The organism is Microbacterium sp. cf332, from assembly GCF_900102175.1.
In the GTDB taxonomy this organism is placed as follows: Bacteria; Actinomycetota; Actinomycetes; order Actinomycetales; family Microbacteriaceae; genus Microbacterium.
In genome coordinates this window covers 489,960-507,668 of sequence record NZ_FNKN01000003.1, presented here as the reverse complement: position 1 = coordinate 507,668, position 17,709 = coordinate 489,960, and the positions used below count along the sequence as shown (strand labels likewise).

Below are 17,709 nucleotides of genomic sequence, written 5' to 3'. Positions count from 1 at the left end.
CCGAAGAAGGTACGCGTCGGGCAGTCTTTGCGGTAGCCCCCTTTCGGTGGACGCTGATCGTCCTCACAGTGGGGCGGTCGCTCCCGGACCGGAGAGCGCTCTATTGGGGGGGCACGCCCTCAGGTCCGGGATCGGCGCAGCGTCGCAGCTTCCGACCTCGCCCAGTCCCGACGCCACTGCGGAGGCAGACTCCGGTGCTCTCGGACTTCGGGTACCGCACCCGACGACTTCGAGATCTGGGCGACCGGCCAAGAGGTGCATGACGGCATCTGACCGTGCGGCGTCGACGGCCTCCCTCGAAGCGTGATGAACACCAGGTGGGCCGACACCCGCGATACGGCGGGGTCGACAGATAGCCATCTGCCTGCGAGGGTGGCCCGATGAACAGCACACAGACGAGACGCAGATGGGCGTGGGGCTTCCTCCTGTTCGGCGTCGTGTACGGAGTGGTGGTCGCGGTCATGATCATCACCGGCGCACTCAGTACCACCTTGTGGTTCACGGTCGCCGCCATGGCGATGCTCGCGGCGTCGCAGGCCCTCAACCTCCGAGCGATCAGCCGTACCGAGCGTCGGGAGCGCACGCACGAGCATCCCGAGGCGCACTCGGCCTGACATTCCCGCGGTCGGGGTGATCGTGCGTCGGGTCCGGTAGCGAATCCCGATGTCGGCACTGCGTGGCAGGCTCACCGCTGGGAGAAGGGGCGTTCGCGGGTGGGGACCAACACACGGTATGCCGACGCGATCGACAGTCGAGCCGAGCTCTCGCAGCAGACGATCATGCGCATCCCGCCCTGCACGATCCCCATGCAGGCATACGGGCCGCAGCCGCTGACGTGGGCGGAACAGCGGCCGACCGTCTGGGCGTGGGTGTCGTGGCCGCACAAGCCCGCCGAACGGATCGCCGCGGTGGCCGTGCGGTACGTTCGGCCCATGACGACGTTCTGGGTGATCTCGATCGTGGCGGGCGTCGGGATCGTCGGAGTCGCCCTCATGTTCGGTTTCCGCGAAAGCCGTCGAGGCGGGTTGCAGGTGTATTCTCACCGATGGTTCGTCGTGGTCGCCGTGGCCGGTGCCGGCGGAGGAGCTCTGTCGATCGGCGTACTCAACCTGCTGCGCTGAGGAGCAAGGCCGGGAACCGGCTGAATTGCGAGGTGCATTCGCCGGCCTGAGTCGGCGTTTTCGGAGCCGACTACGGGATGTGAACCCGTCATCCCCGTCTTCTACGTGCGACACACTGGCTGCAGTTATCGCGCCTCGCGGCGGTTTCGGTACACCCGGATACAACTGAGTACACGCGCAAAACCACGGGTAGACCAAGGTCCGCAGCCTTCGCAATCATGGGATATGGATCTCGTAGCCGCACCCGCCGCAGACGTACCCGCCGTCGACCGTGCGCATGACCGTGCCGCAGACAGCTCGATATCGAGGCGGTCTCGCTCGCTCGCCCCGACCTCCATGGCTGTATCCGTGCGGGCAAGCATGATGAGTCGATAACGGATCAGATCTTGGGTGTGGTCCTCCTCGGCGTCCGTCACGACACAGAGGGTACAGACCCACCATGACGGCACCGTGGCGATCGAGCCCGCAACCGGCGGACCTGCGAATGGCCACGGGTCAGGCCCCTACGCTAGCGGGATGCACCAACTTCGCGCCCCCGTCTCCGTGCAGGGTCGAATGATCACAGGTGGGCTCACAGCCGCCGCCCTCTTCTTCGCCCTGTACGTCTTCTTCAATCTGACCGTTGTCGGGCAGTCTTTGGAGAACGGTTGGGCGTGGAAGTACGAAGTTTTCGACACGGTCGGCTATTGGCTCCACCAGCATGATCTACCACCGATCGCTCACGACCGCGCCACGATCGCCGTCGGCACGCTCCTCGCGATCGGCATTGCCGCCGTGAGCCGCGACTGGCGCACAGTCGCCTGGGTCGCAATCGCTACCCCCGGCGCTGTCCTCGCGTCCGAAGGGTTCAAGATGGTCTTCGGGCGCCCCCTGCTGATCGATTCGCGCGACGACGCAGTGAGCTATCCGAGCGGCCATGCCGTCATCGTGCTCGCCGTGTCCGCCGCGCTGATCGTCGTGGTGCCCAAGGGCTGGGCACGGTGGGTCGTCCCAGCGCTGGGGGTATGGATGGCGTTGGCCACCTCAGCCATCGTCGTGATCGGAAATCACCGCCCCAGCGAGATCATCGGCGCCGCGCTCCTCACCATCGCGGTATTCACGCTGACAGGCACGGTGGCGCACTCGAGCTTCCTCCGCCTGAGGATGTCGTCCGGCACGCGTCACCCCGTGGCGACCGAGGCACCGAGCGAAGATGCCGCACCCCGAGCGTGGACGCTCGTCGGCCTGGTCGCCTTGATCGCTGTTGCTGGCATCGTCGCAGCATGGGGGGCTCTGCCGTGGGTCACCGCCATCGACGGAGCGACGGGAGCGGTGGCATCTCTGCTCGTCCTCCGCGTCATGTCCGAAGTGCGGCTGAGGATCGCCGACATCCCGCAGAACAGAACTGTCGGTGTCGAGCAGCGGGCATCGCCAGCGGGCGAAACCATTCGCTCATAGCCTCAAGCGCTTCGGCTCGACCTCGGCGATGAACAGCCATGAGGGCGCCTGATGTCGGCGTACCATGGCAGTCTCTCGGCCGGAGAACGGGGAACCCGGCCACGACATCACTGCTCGGGCCCGACGTGCAGCTCGATGTGCTGCTGCCCGCGATCTGCGGCCGCAGCCAGTACACCCACGACCCGGCGCCCGTGATCGGCGGGCTCACCGCGGCCTCATGCGGACGGGCCAACATCCTCGGCCGCGTCGCCGGCTTCTGGTCCGGCTACGTCGAATCACCGGAGAGGGCTCCGCTTACCGCGGCGCATCCGAATGCATAGAGCGCGAGCCACCTCTGTGGTGAGCGGAGTCTCAGTGCCCGGATTTGCGTGGGTGGGAGTGGGAGTACCCACAGTGACCAGCGGCAAGTCACGCCTCGCCCACCACTCGAGCTCGAGACGTGGGGGCGCATACGACGCACGACGATAGGCGGCAAGCCGACCGCGTTCGGCACCCTCCGGCACCCGAACAACTACCGCACGACCTGGCGCGCCGCCCTGGCGGGGACGCCGTACGCCGGCATGACGCCGAAGAGCTTCCGCAAGACGGTGGCGACCGTCATCCGCGACGAGCTCGGGATCGAGGCGGCGAAGGACCAACTCGGCCGCGAGGGGCAAGAAGACGACGGAGGCGCACTACGCCGATGCTGTTCACCTGAAAACCATGCGTTAGCGCTTGTCGGCCTGACCCGGCCTTTCTGGAGCCGACTACGGGACTTGAACCCGTAACCCCCGTATTACAAGTACGGTGCGCTACCAATTGCGCCAAGTCGGCAATGACCACAGTCTATCGACCGACCCGCACCGGCCGAGAACCGCTTGCGGCGAGGACGCCTGGAGGGCGCCGATCGATGAGGCTCTCGGGCGGAATCACCTGACCGTTCGGCAGACAGAACGGGGCTCTGTCTGCCGAACGGTGCTGCGGTAGCAGCGCGCGTCTCTCGTCGGGGAAGCCCCAAACTTCCTGGTCCGACGCGGCGGTGTGAAACCGGCCCCAAGAGCGAGCAGCGCCTCCGCAAGACTATGGCGACCCGTGAGCCATCGCCCGCTATATGAGACACCTCTCACGTCCGAGATCAGCGCGATCCGATCGCTCGCGGCCTCCCGCGTCGGCTACCGGACCACCGGCGCGGACACGTCCGCCACGGGCGAGGAAGCATCACGCCGCGTCTCCGCGCGGTGGCTTAGGAACAGCGGGATGGCGAAGGCGAGCAACAGCGCGGCCCCCAGCCATCCGCTGGCCGCTCGCAATGCAGGAATCGCGAAGATCGCGCCGGCGCCGACCGCGGCGAGGACTCCGGCGAGGACGCCGTACAGCGGCATGCCGTAGAGCGAGATGAACGTCAGGTAGTGCGCGCCCACGATGATCAGCGCGGCCGGCAGGAACAGCGACGGCGCGACCGTGCCGAGAGCGATCGCGACGAGCAGGCCGAGCGGCACGGTGAGCGCGCTCTGAGTGGCCAGCGCCGCGGAGGGGTGCCCCTTCGGCAGGAAGGCCGGGCCTCCCATCGCCTTCAAGACGAGCGAAGACAGGGGGAAGATGAGGATTCCCCCGAAGAACAGCACCGCCATCGACGCCGAGACGGAGCCCCACTGGTAGGCCGCGGCCGCTGCCGCCCAGACGACTGCCGAGACGAGCGGACCTGCGAACCCTCCGCGGTAGACGCGGCGGACGTCGTGCTGCGCACCGTTTACGTCCATCAGTCGTTTCGCCCGCAACCGCCTAGGCGGTCAGGATGCCGGCGTCGCAGTCGGCGTGGGCGTCGGTGTCGGTGTCGGCGCGGACTTGTAGTACGCATCGCTCGCGGTGGTGAGCACGAACTGCGAGAACTCCGCCGGGTCGGTCAGGTCACCGATGTACTGCTTGCCGTTGACGAGCACCATCGGGGTGCCGGTGAGCGACAGGCCGTCGGTGTCGGGAATGCCGGCGACGGCACGCTCGGTGGCCGACTTCGCCCAAGCGGCGTAGGAACCCGATTCGATGCAGTCGCGGACGACACGGGTCGAGTCGACGCCCGACGCCTGCGCCATGTTCGCGAGCTCGGTATCGGAGTACCCGTCGGAGTCGACCTCGGGCTGACGCGTGAGCAGCTCGCTGTTGAAGGCGAAGAACGCGTCGGGCGAATGCGTGGCCACACAGGCCGCAGCGCTCGCGGCGCGGAGCGAGTACTTCGTGCCGTTCGACTTCGCGGTCAGCATCGCGACCGGGTAGTAGCTGAGCGTCACGGCACCGTCGTCGACCCACGACGTGAGCTGCTGCGCGTTGGCGACCTGCCACTCACGTGCTCCGGCGGAGAGGTAGTCGACGTACACGCGGATCTCGACGGGCGGGGCGGCGGTCGTCGACGGAGCGGGCAGTCCCTCCGCGGGCGTCGCCTGCGCGGCATCCTCCGGCGCGTCCGCGGCTGCTTCCTCGGCGGCGCCGGCCTCGGCGGAGATGTCCGCAGTCACCGATCCGGTGACGACGTCGGCGACGACGAACCCGTCGCCCGACGCGGTGGTGGGCTGGAGCTGCGGGCTGCTGCCGGCGCTCGAGACGGTCCAGGTCACCGCGATGGCCGCGGCCGCGACGACACCCACGGCGAGCACCCCGAGACCCGAGCGGCGGGCGATCCGCGCGCGCGACTGCCGGGTGTGGACCTGGAGCGCCTTCTCGCGCACCGCCTCGCGGCGGTCGGCGACTGCCGGCGATTCAGGAGCGTCAGGAGTGTCGTCAGAAGACATGGAACCTCGGGGACAGGAAGAAAATGAGGGCCGAGCGATGGGACTCGCGACGGGCTTCACGAGTCATCCGATGGTAATCAGCCAGCCTGGGAAAGCCCAGAGCACGAGCGCGATCCGACGTCCCGCACACGCCTGCGCGCGTGCCATACTGAGATCGCGCCCGATGGGGGGCGTACGGGGGCGACCCCGTTCCATTCACAACGGATCGTCCGGCACGTACCTGCCGGTGAAGGAGAAGAAACGATGGCGACCGTCACTTTCGACAACGCTACCCGCCTGTACCCCGGAGGCACGCGCCCCGCGGTCGACAAGCTCAACCTCGAAGTGGGCGACGGCGAGTTCCTCGTCCTGGTCGGCCCCTCGGGCTGCGGAAAGTCCACCTCGCTGCGCATGCTCGCCGGCCTCGAAGAGGTGAACTCGGGCAGCATCCGCATCGGTGAGCGCGACGTCACCGACGTGCCGCCGAAGGACCGCGACATCGCGATGGTGTTCCAGAACTACGCGCTCTACCCGCACATGACCGTCGCCGAGAACATGGGCTTCGCGCTCAAGATCGCCGGCGTCGGCAAGGAAGAGCGCGCTCAGCGCGTGCTCGAGGCCGCCAAGCTGCTCGACCTCGAGGAGTACCTGACCCGCAAGCCGAAGGCCCTCTCGGGTGGTCAGCGTCAGCGTGTCGCGATGGGCCGTGCCATCGTCCGCAAGCCCCAGGTGTTCCTCATGGACGAGCCGCTGTCGAACCTCGACGCCAAGCTCCGCGTCCAGACCCGCACCCAGATCGCGTCGCTGCAGCGCAGCCTCGGCGTCACCACGGTCTACGTCACGCACGACCAGACCGAGGCGCTGACCATGGGTGACCGCATCGCGGTGCTCAAGGACGGTCTGCTGCAGCAGGTCGGCACCCCGCGCGACCTGTACGAGAAGCCGAACAACATCTTCGTCGCAGGCTTCATCGGCTCGCCGGCGATGAACCTGTTCTCCGCGTCGCTCGTCGAAGGCGGCGTCCAGTTCGGCACGAAGGTCGCCGGCGTCGAGGCCGACACGCTGGGCAAAGCTCAGGGCTCGACGGTCACCATCGGCGTCCGCCCCGAGGACATCATCGTCAACCCGGAGGACGGCCAGGGTCTGACCGTCGACGTCGACCTGGTCGAGGAGCTCGGCGCGGACGGCTACCTCTACGGTCACACCGAGATCAACGGCAAGCGCACCGACATCGTCGCGCGCGTCGACGGCCGCCGTCACCCGAACGCTGGCGACAAGGTCGTGCTCGCTCCCGTCACCGGACACATCCACGTGTTCGACAGCGAGAGCGGCGAGCGTCTCACCGACAAGGCCATCGCCTCGGCCTGATCCGGTATCTTCGTACGCTGCGGCGCGGGTGGCCACTGTGGTCGCCCGCGCCGCAGTCTTTGCGCCCCCACCCGATCGGAGAACACGTGCGCTCCTCGCTCTCGATCACCGCGAGCAGTGTCGACCCGGGCCTGCTCGCCCTGCCGTGGTCGACGACCCTCGCCGACTGGTCGACGCCTGACATCGTCTACCTGCCCAAGGGCATCTCACGGCACCTCGTGCGCTTCGCCAACCTCTCGGGTCGTGTCGTGGCGATCAAGGAGACGACGGCGGCGATGGCCCGGCGCGAGTACGAGATGCTCGGGTCGCTGCAGCGTCTCGACGTGCCGTGCGTCGAGCGCGTCGCGGTCATCGACGGTCGCCGGGATGCCGGCGGCGACGAGCTGCCGGCAGCCCTCGTCACCGCGCATCTGAAGTTCTCCCTGCCCTACCGCGCCCTGTTCACGCAGGTGCTGCGCCCCGATACCGCGACCCGTCTCGTCGACGCCCTGGCGCTGCTGCTCGTCCGCCTTCACAACGTCGGTTTCTTCTGGGGCGACGTCTCGCTGTCGAACACGCTCTTCCGCCGTGATGCCGGCGCGTTCGCCGCCTACCTCGTCGACGCCGAGACGGGAGAGCTGCACGAGCGGGGCCTCACCCGTGGCCAGCGTCTGCACGACCTCGACATCGCGCGCACCAACATCGCCGGCGAGATCATGGACCTCGAAGCCGGCGGGCGGCTCGAGGGCGGTGTCGACGCCATCGCCATCGCCGACGGGATCATGTCGTCGTATCACTCGCTGTGGGCGGCCCTCACCGACCAGGAGACGTTCTCGGCGAACGAGTCGTGGCGCATCACCGAGCGCGTGCAGAAGCTCAACTCGCTCGGCTTCGACATCGGCGAGATGTCGATCGACGCCGCCGCCGACGGCACGCGCGTATCGATCCAACCCAAAGTCGTCGACGCCGGACACCATCAGCGGCGCCTCATCCGGCTGACCGGGCTGGATGTCGAGGAGAATCAGGCCCGCCGCCTGCTGAACGACCTCGACGAGTTCAGCGCCCGTGTGTCACGACTCGGCTCGAATGAGGAGATGGTCGCTCACGAGTGGCTGACCCGCGTGTTTGAGCCGGTCGTCCTCTCGGTGCCGTGGGACCTGCGCGCCAAGCTCGAGCCGGCCGAGTTGTTCCACCAGGTGCTCGAGCACCGCTGGTACCTGTCGCAGAGCGAGGGCCGGTCCATCCCGTTGGCCGAGGTCCTGTCGTCCTACGTCGAGAACGTGCTGCGCCACCGGCGCGACGAGGCCACCGTCATGGGTCCGCAGACCGAGACGATGTCGGTTCCGGTCATCACCGACTCCGTCACGGTCGACGACGACGAGGCCGCGGTCGACTGGCGCGACCTCGTCTGAGTCCGACGTGCCGAGAGCGAGGAACTCGGCGGGCGGGGTCAGTATCCGACGGTGAAACGGCCGCGGACGTGCTTCGGGTTCTCGATCTCGTCGACCACGGCGATGGCGAAGTCCGCACCGGAGATGAACGAGTCGCCGTTGTCGTCGGTGACGAGCACGTCTCCCCCGTCGCGATAGGTTCCGGTGCGCTCCCCCGGGTTGAACGACCCGAAGCCACCCGCGGGGTGGATGAAGAACCAGTCGCGGCCGGTGTCATCGGCCTGGAGGTCCTCGAGCACGCCGATCGCCTCGAGGGCCTCGGCCTTGAACTCCTCGGGGAAGCCGCTGTCGATCAGACGCGGTCCACCGGGCGCGACGAGACTGCCGCCGGCACCACCGACCACGCCGACGCGCACGTTCTCGGGCAGCGTCTGGACGAGCAGTGCGGTGTTCGGACGCACCTGTCCCTGCATGTCGCCGCGGGGAGCCACCGCCGACACGACGACGTCGACCCCCTCGAGCTGGGTGACGAGGGCGGGGACGTCGAGCAGGGTGCCCTCGAGGTAGGTCGCACCCTCGACGCGCTCAGCCGGCACCTTGCGGGCGACGGAGACCACGGTGTGACCACGCGAGACCGCCTCCTCGACGATGTGACTGCCGGCGTAACCGGTTCCTCCGATGACGGCGATACGTGCCATGACTGTTCCCTCCGTTGGTTGGTCGTGGTCAGGTCGGGGTCTGGGCCCCGGGGTGTCAGCGCGCGGGCTGGGTGTGCCAGATGCGGTCGATGTAGTCGCGGATCGACCGGTCGGACGAGAAGAAGCCGGTACGGGCGACGTTGAGGATGGCCGACCGCGTCCACGCATCGCGGTCGGCATACGCGGCATCCACCTTCTCCTGGGCGGCGATGTACGACGTGTAGTCGGCGAGCACCATGAAGCGGTCGTCGTAGAGCAGGTTCGAGACGATGGGCTCGAACGTCGCCCGGTCACCGCCGGAGAACGCGCCCGAACCGATGAGATCGAGAGCACGTCGGAGTTCGTCGTCGCCCTGGGCGAACTCGCCCGGACGGTATCCCGCGGCCCAGAGCTCCTCGACCTCGGGCTCGCTCATCCCGAAGAGGAAGAAGTTGTCGTCGCCGACGAGCTCGCGGATCTCGACGTTCGCGCCGTCGTCGGTGCCGATGGTCAGCGCTCCGTTGAGGGCGAACTTCATGTTGCCGGTACCCGACGCCTCTTTGCCGGCGAGCGAGATCTGCTCCGAGAGATCCGCGGCGGGGATCACTCGTTCGGCGAGCGTGACGTTGTAGTTCGGCGGGAAGACGACCTTGAGCCGTCCCTCGAGCCGTGGGTCGTTGTTGACGACCGAGCCCACGGCGTTGATGAGATGGATGACGCGCTTGGCCATCGCGTACCCCGGGGCCGCCTTGGCTCCGAAGATGAAGGTGCGCGGCTGCAGGTCGGATGCCGCGACGCGTCCCGACACCACGCGCTCGTACAGGGTGACGATGTGCAGCACCTTGAGCATCTGCCGCTTGTACTCGTGCAGCCGCTTGACCATGACGTCGAGAAGGTGGTCGTCGGCGATCTCGAACCCGTCGCGCGCGAGCAGCACGTCGTTCAGTCGGCGCTTGTTGGCGGACTTGACCTCGGCGAACGCCGCGCGGAAGTCGGCATCCTCGGCGTACGACTCGAGCTCGCGCAGGCGCTCGAGATCGGTCAGCCACCCGGTGCCGAGCGCAGCGGTGATGAGCTCGGACAGCTCCGGGTTGGCGAGCCGCATGAACCGGCGGGGCGTGACGCCGTTCGTGACGTTGGTGAACTTCTCGGGCATCATCTCGTCGAACTGGTGCAGCACCTTCTCGCGAAGCAGCTGCGAGTGCAGTTCGGCGACGCCGTTGACCTTGGCGCCGGCGACGGTGGCGAGGTAGGCCATGCGCACGGCGCGGTGCTCCGACACGATCGACATCTCGTTCAGGCGCTGCTCGTCGTCGCCGAAGCGCTCACGGACGCGCACGAGGAACTCGTCGTTGATGCGGTAGATGATCTCGAGGTGACGAGGCAGCAGCCGGCCGAGCAGGTCGACCGACCAGACCTCGAGCGCCTCGGGCAGCAGCGTGTGGCACGTGTAGGCGAAGCACTTCTGGGTGATGGCCCAGGCGACGTCCCACTCGAGCTTGCGCTCGTCGACCAGCACGCGCATCATCTCGGGCACCGCGATGACGGGGTGGGTGTCGTTGAGCTGGAAGATGACGCGCTCGGGCAGGTCCTCGATGACGAAGTCCTCGGGTAGCACCTTCGTCAGATAGTCCGCGATCGACGCCGCGACGAAGAAATACTGCTGCTGCAGGCGCAGCTCCTTGCCCTGCGGGGTCGAGTCCTCGGGGTACAGCACCTTCGAGATGTTCTCGGCGAAGGTCTGCGCGCGCACCGCCTCGACGTAGTCGCCGCTGTTGAAGGTGCGCAGATCGAACGCCTTCGTGGCCTCGGCGCTCCACAGCCGCAGAGTGTTCACCCGACCGTTCTGGTAGCCCGGCACCATGTAGTTGTAGGGCACGGCGCGAACGCTCCACGCGGGCACCCAGCGGCTGCGGATGACGCCCTCGTCGTCGTAGGTCTCGGTGTGCCCGGCGAACGACACCGTCTGTGCCGACTCGGGGTGCCGGAACTCCCAGGGCGAGCCGAGCGCCAGCCAGGCGTCCGGCTTCTCGACCTGCTCGCCATCGCGGAACACCTGGCGGAAGATGCCGTACTCGTAGCGGATGCCGTAGCCGATGCTCGGCACGCTGAGGGTGGCCAGCGAGTCGATGAAGCAGGCGGCGAGACGGCCGAGACCGCCGTTGCCGAGGCCGGGCTCGACCTCGTGGGCCCGCATCGTGTCGATGTCGATGCCGCACGCGGCGAGGGCCTCGCTGGCGATGTCGGTGAGACCCGCCGCGAGCAGGTTGTTGTCGAGCTGCCGGCCGAGCAGGTACTCCGCGGAGAGGTAGCAGACCGCCTTGCTCTGGTCGGAGCGCTGCCGCCGCTGATCCTCGAGCCACCGCGCAACGAGGTAATCGCGCACGGTCGCGGCGAGGGCCATGTACTTGTCGGTCTCGGTCGCGGACGACAGGGCGACGCCCCGGTCCATGTTCAGGTTCAGCAGGAACTCGCGGACGAACCCGTCGACGGTCACCGGCGGCGTCGCCACCGGCGCAAGCGCCAGCGGGTGCGTCGCATTGAACGTGCGGGAATCGGGAGTCTTGTCGTTCTCGCTCACGGTTCGAAACTACCGGGTCGATCCGGATCGCGCGGGGCGGTCCGGGATCGGCGTCACGGAATTTACAGGAAGGTCATCGCTCGGTCACAGCGCGACGTCACGGCGCGACGTCACCCGCGCGAGGTCGCCGCGCCGCGGGCATTGCGACCCCGGTGTCACTCCTGCGCGGCGCGGATCGTCGCGACCTGGTACAGCGCGACGGATGCGGCGATGCCCGCGTTCAGCGACTCGGTCGCCGACGAGATCGGGATCGACACGACCTGGTCGCAGGTCTCCGTCACGAGGCGCGAGAGGCCCTTGCCCTCCGACCCGACGACGATCACGACCGGACGATCGGCGAGCTGCAGAGAGGGCAGTTCGACGTCGCCGCCGCCGTCGAGGCCGAGCACGAAGACGCCCTGCTTCTTGAACTCCTTCAACGTGGTCGTGAGGTTCGGCGCGATGACGACCGGGATGCGCGCGGCGGCGCCGGCGCTGGTCTTCCACGCCGCCGAGTTCACGCCCGCCGAGCGACGCTGCGGCACGATGACGCCCTGGCTTCCGAATGCGGCCGCTGAGCGCATGATCGCACCGAGGTTGCGCGGGTCGGTGACACCGTCGAGCGCGACGAGGAGCGGGGTCTCGCCGGCATCGATGACCTCCTCGAGGAGGTCCTGCGGGTGGCCGTACTCGTAGGGCGGCACCTTGATCGCGACGCCCTGGTGCACGCCGTCGAAGCCGGCCATGCGGTCGAGCTCCTGCCGGGTGACCTCGAGGACCGGGATGCCGCGGTTCGTCGCGATAGACAGCATCTCCTTGACGCGGTCGTCCATCTCGACGCGCTGGGCGATGTAGAACGCCGTGGCGGGGATCTTCGCGCGCAACGCCTCGAGCACACTGTTGCGGCCCGTGACCGTCTCGGTGTCGTCACCCGACTTCGCCTTCGGCGCACGGTTGCCGCCCTGGCGCTGTTGCGGCTTGCCGCCGGCGGCGACGTACCGCTCCTGGGCGGCCTTGCGCTTGCCGGCGGGGTGCCAGGCGCGGTCCTCGGCCTTCGGGGTCGGGCCCCGACCCTCGAGCGAGCGACGGTTCTTGCCGCCGGTGCCCTTGGTGGGGCCCTTCTTCTTGCCGCGTCCGGCGGACGGGTTTCCTGGCTTAGCCACGGTTCACACTCCAATGGGTCCCCTCGGGACCGTCTTCGAGGACGATGCCGGCCGCCGCGATCGCGTCGCGGATGCGGTCGGCCGTCGCCCAGTCCTTGGTGGCGCGCGCATCGGCGCGCTGGTCGATCATGGTGCGCACGAGCGCGTCGAGCGCGCCTGTCGCGGCGCCGTCGCCGCGCGACTCGTCGTCGCGGAGCAGCCCGAGCACCGACAGCATCCCCGTCACCGCGGCGGCCGCTGCGGCGGCTGCGGGGTGGTCGCCGTCGTCGAGGGCGGTGTTGCCCGAACGGACCGTCTCGTGCAGCACGGCGAGGGCCTGCGGCACGGCCAGGTCGTCGTCCATCGCGGCCGCGAACGCCGCGGGAAGATCGGCGGTGGCGGCGGGTGCTCCGGTCGACAGCGCACGTGCGGCGCGCTGCTGGAACGAGCGGATGCGGTCGAGTGCCGCCTCGGCCTCGTCGAAGCTCGCCGGCGTCAGGTCGAGGCTCGAGCGATAGTGCGCGGCGCCCAGCGCGTAACGCACGACGGCCGGGTCGCGCTCGGCGAGCACGTCGTCGGCGAGCAGGAAGTTGCCGAGAGACTTCGACATCTTCTGGTCGCCCACGGTCACGAGGCCGTTGTGCACCCAGTACTGCGCGAAGCCGTCGCCCGCGGCCGTCGACTGCGCGAGCTCGTTCTCGTGATGCGGGAAGCGCAGGTCGAGGCCGCCGCCGTGGATGTCGAACTCGCCGCCGAGATAACGCCGGCTCATCGCGGAGCACTCGATGTGCCATCCGGGGCGACCCGGCCCCCAGGGTGAAGCCCAGGCGGCATCCGTCGGCTCCGCCGGTTTCGCGCCCTTCCACAGGGCGAAATCGCGCGGGTCGCGCTTGCCCCGCGGATCGGCGTCGGCCGCCGCCTCCATCGCGTCGAGCGACTGCCGGGTGAGCGAGCCGTAGGCCGGCCACGACCGCACGTCGAAGTACACGTCGCCGGAGGCGTCGGGAGCAGGGTAGGCGTGGCCGCGTTCGATCAGTGTCTCGATGATCTCGATCATCTGCGGCACGGACGCCGTCGCGCGCGGCTCGTAGGTGGGCGGGAGCACGCCGACGGCTGCGTAAGCACGGGTGAACTCGAGCTCGATGCGATACGCCAGTGCCCACCACGGCTCCGCATCCGTCGCGTTCGCGAGGATCTTGTCATCAATGTCAGTGACGTTGCGCACGAACGTGACGCGACCGTGCCGGTGCTCGAGCCAGCGGCGCAGGATGTCGAAGCCCACCGCGGCGCGGACATGCCCGATGTGGGGGCCCGACTGCACGGTCGGCCCACAGACGTAGACGGTGACGTTCGACGGGTCGCGGGGCGCGAAATCACGCAGCGCCTGCGCGCGGGTGTCGTAGAGGCGAACGGTCACCGCATAAGCCTACCGGCGGGGCGTCGCGCCGCCGTGGCATACGCGTGGTCCGAGACGCGGTAGAACTGGAGGGTGCTGCCCGTGATCGCCGTCCTCGTCGCGGCGGTGCTGTTCGGCACGACCGGCACGGCGCAGGCGCTCGGCCCCGAGAGCACGACCCCGTTCGGCGTCGGCGCCGCCCGCCTCGTCATCGGGGGCGCTGCTCTCGCCGCCGTCGGGCTGTCGATCGGTTCTCGACGCCGCCGCCGCGCGCTCACCCGCGGCGACTCAGCACCCCAGGGCGGGGCGAGGGCGTTCGCCCTGATGGCGCTGACCGGTCTGTGCCTCGCTCTCTACCAGCCGCTCTTCTTCCTCGGAACCGCGCGCAACGGTGTCGCGGTGGGCACCGTCATCGCGCTCGGGTCGGCGCCCGTGCTCGCCGGCCTGCTCGAATGGGCCCTGACCCGTCGACGCCCGACGCCGTCGTGGATGACGGCGACGGCGCTCGCGACGATCGGCGTCGCGCTGCTGGCCGTCACCGGTGGCGGCTCGGCGGGGGCCGACGGGCTCGGCGTGCTCGGCTCGCTCGGAGCAGGAGCGTCGTTCGCCGTGATCGCGAACGCGCAGCGTCGTCTCATCTCCGGTGGCTGGGACGCCTTCACCGTCTCGGGTGCCATGGGGGCCGGCGCCGCCGTCTGCGGCCTCGCGATGATCCCCGTCACCGACATGACCTGGCTCGCGGATCCCCGAGGCTGGCCCATGGCGCTGTGGCTCGGCATCGCCACGGTCGCGCTCGCCTACGCCCTGTTCACCTGGGGCCTGAGCGGCCTCACCGCCGCCACCGCGGCCACCCTCACGCTGGCCGAGCCCCTCACGGCGAGCCTGCTCGGCGTGCTGCTGCTCGGCGAGCACCTCGCCCCGCTCGCACTCGTCGGGCTCGCCGTGCTCGCCGCGGGACTCGTGCTGCTCGCGCTCACTTCGCGCTCACGCCGGAACCCGGCTCCGACCCCCCTGGAGGCCTGACATGCCCGCGTCCCTCTCGATCGTGCTCGACGACCTGACCGGTACCGCGACCCGCGACCTCATCGCCGCGCACCTCGCCGGCATGCTCGCCAACACCCCGGTGGAGAGCGTCCACGCCCTCGATCTGACCGCACTGCAGCATCCCGCCGTGCGCGTGTACTCCGCCTGGGTCGGCGATGAGATCGCGGCCGTCGGAGCGTTCACCACCTTCGACTCCGACCGGGCCGAGATCAAGTCGATGCGGGTCGCCGAGGCGTACCTGGGTCAAGGGATCGGGCGGGCGATGCTCGAACACCTTGAGCGCGAGGCCCGGGGTGTCGGCATCCGTTCGCTCTGGCTCGAGACCGGCGCCGGGCCCGACTTCGTCGCGGCCCGCAGTCTGTACGAGCGCGCGGGCTTCTCGTACTGCCCGCCGTTCGGCGACTACTCCCCCGACCCGCTGTCGGTCTTCATGACGCGCGAGCTCGCAGGAGAGACCGCCGGTCAGCGGATGCGGTAGACGAGGGCGACCGCGGTAGCCGAGACGCCCTCGCCGGCGCCCGTGAACCCGAGCCCATCGGTCGTCGTCGCGGCGACCGACACCGGCGCGCCGAGCGCCGCAGTCAGGACGCCCTCGGCCTCGGCCCGGCGCGGCGCGAATCGCGGCCGGTTGGCCTGCACCTGAACCGAGACGTTGCCGATCGCGAGACCCGCTTCGGCCACGAGCTGCCGCACGCGCTGCAGGAAGACGATCCCCGCGGCACCGGCGTACTCGGGTCGGTCGACGCCGAAGTGCGTGCCGATGTCTCCGAGGCCCGCGGCGGCCAGAACGGCGTCGACGATCGCATGCGCGACCGCGTCGCCGTCGGAGTGCCCGCGCAACCCCGTCTCCCTGGGCCATTCGAGACCGGCCAGCCGCAGTGGGCCGTCGCCGCCGAACGCGTGGACGTCGGTTCCGATGCCGACGAGCGGCAGGGCGGATGCCGCCGGCGCGATCGGTCGCAGCAGATGCCGGGCGCGTTCGAGGTCGGCGGGCGTGGTGATCTTGAACGAGAGATCGTCGCCGTCGACCGTCCGGATCGGATGACCGCTCGCTGCCACGAGCGCGGTGTCGTCGGTGTAGTCCGCGGTCGCATCGGCGTACGCCCGGTCGAGGAGCGCGCGCGGGAACCCCTGGGGCGTCTGCGCGGCGACGAGCGGCGCCCGATCGACGGCCGCCTCGACGTCGGCGCCCGCGACACGCTTCAGGGTGTCGACGACCGGGCGGGCCGGCACGACGCCGGCACCCGTGCGCTCGACCTCGGCGATCACGCGTTCGAAGACCGCCGGTGGGGTGAGCGCGCGCGCCGCGTCATGGATGAGCACCGTCTCGACGTCGGCCCAGAGCGCGCGCAGGCCCGCGGCGACGGACCGCTGACGCGTGTCTCCGCCGACGACCACCGTGACGAGCTCGGAGCGGTCGCCGAACGCCGCGTCGGCCTCGGTGCGCGCGTCGCCCTCGCGGCCCGCGGGCACGACGACGACGACCTGAGCGAGCGGCGCCCGCGCCACGCCGTCGAGGGCATGACGCAGCACCGATCGGTCATCGATGCCGACGAACGCCTTGGGTGCTCCGGCGGACAGCCGGGTGCCCGAGCCCGCCGCGACGACGACGACCGCGACACGCGGTACCGGGATGATGCCCACGGCAGCGATGCCGGGCCGGTTTCAGGAGGCGAGGACCTCGTCGAGCACGCCCGAAGCGTGCTCTTCGTCGGCCTTGAGGGCCAGGGCGATCTCGGAGACGAGGATCTGGCGCGCCTTTGCCAGCATGCGCTTCTCACCCGCGGACAGGCCGCGGTCCTGGTCACGGCGCCAGAGGTCGCGGACGACCTCGCTGACCTTGATGACGTCGCCCGAGGCGAGCTTCTCGAGGTTGGCCTTGTACCGGCGCGACCAGTTGGTCGGCTCCTCGGTGAAGGGAGCGCGCAGGACATCGAACACGCGCTCGAGTCCGTCCTTGCCGATGACGTCGCGGACGCCGACCAGATCGACGTTGTCAGCCGGGACCTCGATGATGAGGTCTCCCTGCGTGACGTTGAGCTTCAGGTATTTCTTCGTCTCGCCCTTGATGATCCGGTCCTTGACCTCGATGATCGTGGCTGCCCCGTGGTGGGGGTAGACGACGGTTTCGCCAACCTCAAAAAGCATGGAGTTATATCCCTTCGGCAACATCCAGGATAACACAGGGGGCATACAGTAAGGTTTGCCGCCTCCTGTGCGCGGACGCCTCCTCCCCCGTGTCTGCGGGAGCCGCGTCACCCTCTAGACTGCTGAAGACGCCGTCTGCCAGCCTGGAGGATCCGTGAAACTGCGAATCGTCGCCTCGATTGCCGTGGGCGCCGCCCTGACCCTGGGAGCCACGGGCTGCAGCATGATCGCGCCGCAGGCGACGACCATCCAGTACTCCGCCTCCGACGGCGTGAACATCCCGCACTCGGGGCCGCTCGATGTCCGCAACGCGATGGTCATCGCCGACGAGTCGGGCACCACGGGCAACTTCATCGCCGCGATCGTCAACGACACCGACGAGCCGCAGACGCTCGTGTTCGGCTTCGGCGGCGAGACCGCCACGCTCCGCGTCGATGCGCGTCAGCGCTTGAGCCTCGGCGTCGACGGCGAGGAGCCCATCCGGCTCGAGAACCTCGACACCGCCCCGGGTGCCACGATCGCCATGTCGTTCCAGTCCGGCGACGGCGAGGGCGTGCGCACCGAGGTCCCCGTGCTCGACGGACTGCTGCCGTACTACACCGAGTTCGTCCCCCGCGAGACGCCGACCCCGACGGCGACGCCCACCCCCTGACACTCCATCGCGTTCGTCGCGACATGACGAGAGGGGCCTGGCGATGTCTGCCA

17 protein-coding genes and 1 tRNA gene are annotated in these 17,709 nt (G+C 69.2%); 9 read left to right on the top strand and 9 right to left on the bottom strand.

All coding sequences use genetic code 11. From position 1 onward, the window contains the following. Positions 1-380 precede the first annotated feature (380 nt). From BLT21_RS14005 to BLT21_RS13990, 4 genes are all read left to right on the top strand, one after another. The gene (locus BLT21_RS14005) at positions 381-614 is read left to right on the top strand and encodes a hypothetical protein (RefSeq protein ID WP_091503168.1); all 234 of its coding nucleotides are present in this window, start codon (positions 381-383) and stop codon (positions 612-614) included. Between the two features lie 99 nt (positions 615-713). Continuing rightward, positions 714-1,121 carry a hypothetical protein gene (locus BLT21_RS14000; RefSeq protein WP_091503167.1) on the top strand — a complete coding sequence of 136 codons (408 nt, stop codon included), beginning with the start codon at positions 714-716 and terminating at the stop codon, positions 1,119-1,121. 516 nt (positions 1,122-1,637) lie between these two features. Next, positions 1,638-2,558, top strand: coding sequence for a phosphatase PAP2 family protein (locus BLT21_RS13995; protein WP_091503165.1), 921 nt, complete (start codon positions 1,638-1,640; stop codon positions 2,556-2,558). 38 nt (positions 2,559-2,596) lie between these two features. Then, the gene (locus BLT21_RS13990; protein ID WP_143024994.1) at positions 2,597-2,878 is read left to right on the top strand and encodes a hypothetical protein; all 282 of its coding nucleotides are present in this window, start codon (positions 2,597-2,599) and stop codon (positions 2,876-2,878) included. A gap of 417 nt (positions 2,879-3,295) precedes the next feature. Here the strand turns inward: BLT21_RS13990 and BLT21_RS13985 are convergent. From BLT21_RS13985 to BLT21_RS13975, 3 genes are all read right to left on the bottom strand, one after another. Further along, positions 3,296-3,371: transfer RNA gene (locus BLT21_RS13985), tRNA-Thr, on the bottom strand. A gap of 338 nt (positions 3,372-3,709) precedes the next feature. After that, positions 3,710-4,297 (bottom strand): DUF7010 family protein, encoded by a 588-nt coding sequence (locus BLT21_RS13980; RefSeq protein WP_091503161.1) that lies wholly within the window; start codon positions 4,295-4,297, stop codon positions 3,710-3,712. A gap of 30 nt (positions 4,298-4,327) precedes the next feature. After that, positions 4,328-5,320, bottom strand: coding sequence for a DsbA family protein (locus BLT21_RS13975; protein ID WP_091503159.1), 993 nt, complete (start codon positions 5,318-5,320; stop codon positions 4,328-4,330). A 243-nt stretch (positions 5,321-5,563) separates the two neighbouring features. On the opposite strand from BLT21_RS13975, the gene BLT21_RS13970 reads away from it, so the two are divergent. Both BLT21_RS13970 and BLT21_RS13965 read left to right on the top strand, forming a co-directional pair. Further along, on the top strand, positions 5,564-6,667 hold the full coding sequence (locus BLT21_RS13970) for an ABC transporter ATP-binding protein (RefSeq protein ID WP_091503158.1): 1,104 nt from the start codon (positions 5,564-5,566) through the stop codon (positions 6,665-6,667). Positions 6,668-6,753: 86 nt separating this feature from the next. Continuing rightward, positions 6,754-8,058 carry a DUF4032 domain-containing protein gene (locus BLT21_RS13965; protein ID WP_091503156.1) on the top strand — a complete coding sequence of 435 codons (1,305 nt, stop codon included), beginning with the start codon at positions 6,754-6,756 and terminating at the stop codon, positions 8,056-8,058. A gap of 38 nt (positions 8,059-8,096) precedes the next feature. Here the strand turns inward: BLT21_RS13965 and BLT21_RS13960 are convergent, their stop codons facing one another. The 4 genes from BLT21_RS13960 to cysS all read right to left on the bottom strand — a co-directional run bounded on the left by BLT21_RS13960 (position 8,097) and on the right by cysS (position 13,833). Further along, positions 8,097-8,735: an NAD(P)-dependent oxidoreductase gene (locus BLT21_RS13960; protein ID WP_091503154.1), complete on the bottom strand. Its 639-nt coding sequence runs from the start codon at positions 8,733-8,735 to the stop codon at positions 8,097-8,099. Positions 8,736-8,790: 55 nt separating this feature from the next. Beyond that, positions 8,791-11,241, bottom strand: coding sequence for a glycogen/starch/alpha-glucan phosphorylase (locus BLT21_RS13955; protein WP_371113455.1), 2,451 nt, complete (start codon positions 11,239-11,241; stop codon positions 8,791-8,793). 209 nt (positions 11,242-11,450) lie between these two features. Continuing rightward, positions 11,451-12,437, bottom strand: coding sequence for a 23S rRNA (guanosine(2251)-2'-O)-methyltransferase RlmB (rlmB, locus tag BLT21_RS13950; protein ID WP_091503149.1), 987 nt, complete (start codon positions 12,435-12,437; stop codon positions 11,451-11,453). Continuing rightward, positions 12,430-13,833, bottom strand: a complete 1,404-nt coding sequence (gene cysS / locus BLT21_RS13945; RefSeq protein ID WP_091503147.1) for a cysteine--tRNA ligase — start codon at positions 13,831-13,833, stop codon at positions 12,430-12,432. Before cysS ends, rlmB begins: the two co-directional genes overlap by 8 nt. An 81-nt stretch (positions 13,834-13,914) precedes the next feature. Here cysS and BLT21_RS13940 point away from each other — a divergent pair, with 81 nt between their 5' ends. Together BLT21_RS13940 and BLT21_RS13935 are read left to right on the top strand one after the other, a co-directional pair. Continuing rightward, entirely contained in the window at positions 13,915-14,835 is a 921-nt protein-coding gene (locus tag BLT21_RS13940; protein ID WP_256336082.1) for a DMT family transporter, read from the top strand. 1 nt (position 14,836) lies between these two features. Further along, a complete protein-coding gene (locus BLT21_RS13935) occupies positions 14,837-15,334 on the top strand; it encodes a GNAT family N-acetyltransferase (protein WP_091503143.1) in 498 nt (165 codons plus the stop codon). Here BLT21_RS13935 and ispD read toward each other — a convergent pair. Together ispD and BLT21_RS13925 are read right to left on the bottom strand one after the other, a co-directional pair. After that, positions 15,319-16,500, bottom strand: coding sequence for a 2-C-methyl-D-erythritol 4-phosphate cytidylyltransferase (gene ispD, locus BLT21_RS13930; protein ID WP_091503141.1), 1,182 nt, complete (start codon positions 16,498-16,500; stop codon positions 15,319-15,321). The two genes, BLT21_RS13935 and ispD, sit on opposite strands and share 16 nt — an antisense overlap. A 21-nt stretch (positions 16,501-16,521) precedes the next feature. Next, positions 16,522-17,004, bottom strand: coding sequence for a CarD family transcriptional regulator (locus tag BLT21_RS13925; protein ID WP_076690104.1), 483 nt, complete (start codon positions 17,002-17,004; stop codon positions 16,522-16,524). Positions 17,005-17,158: 154 nt separating this feature from the next. On the opposite strand from BLT21_RS13925, the gene BLT21_RS13920 reads away from it, so the two are divergent. Then, positions 17,159-17,656: a DNA modification methylase gene (locus BLT21_RS13920; RefSeq protein ID WP_091503139.1), complete on the top strand. Its 498-nt coding sequence runs from the start codon at positions 17,159-17,161 to the stop codon at positions 17,654-17,656. The last annotated feature ends 53 nt before the right edge of the window (positions 17,657-17,709 follow it).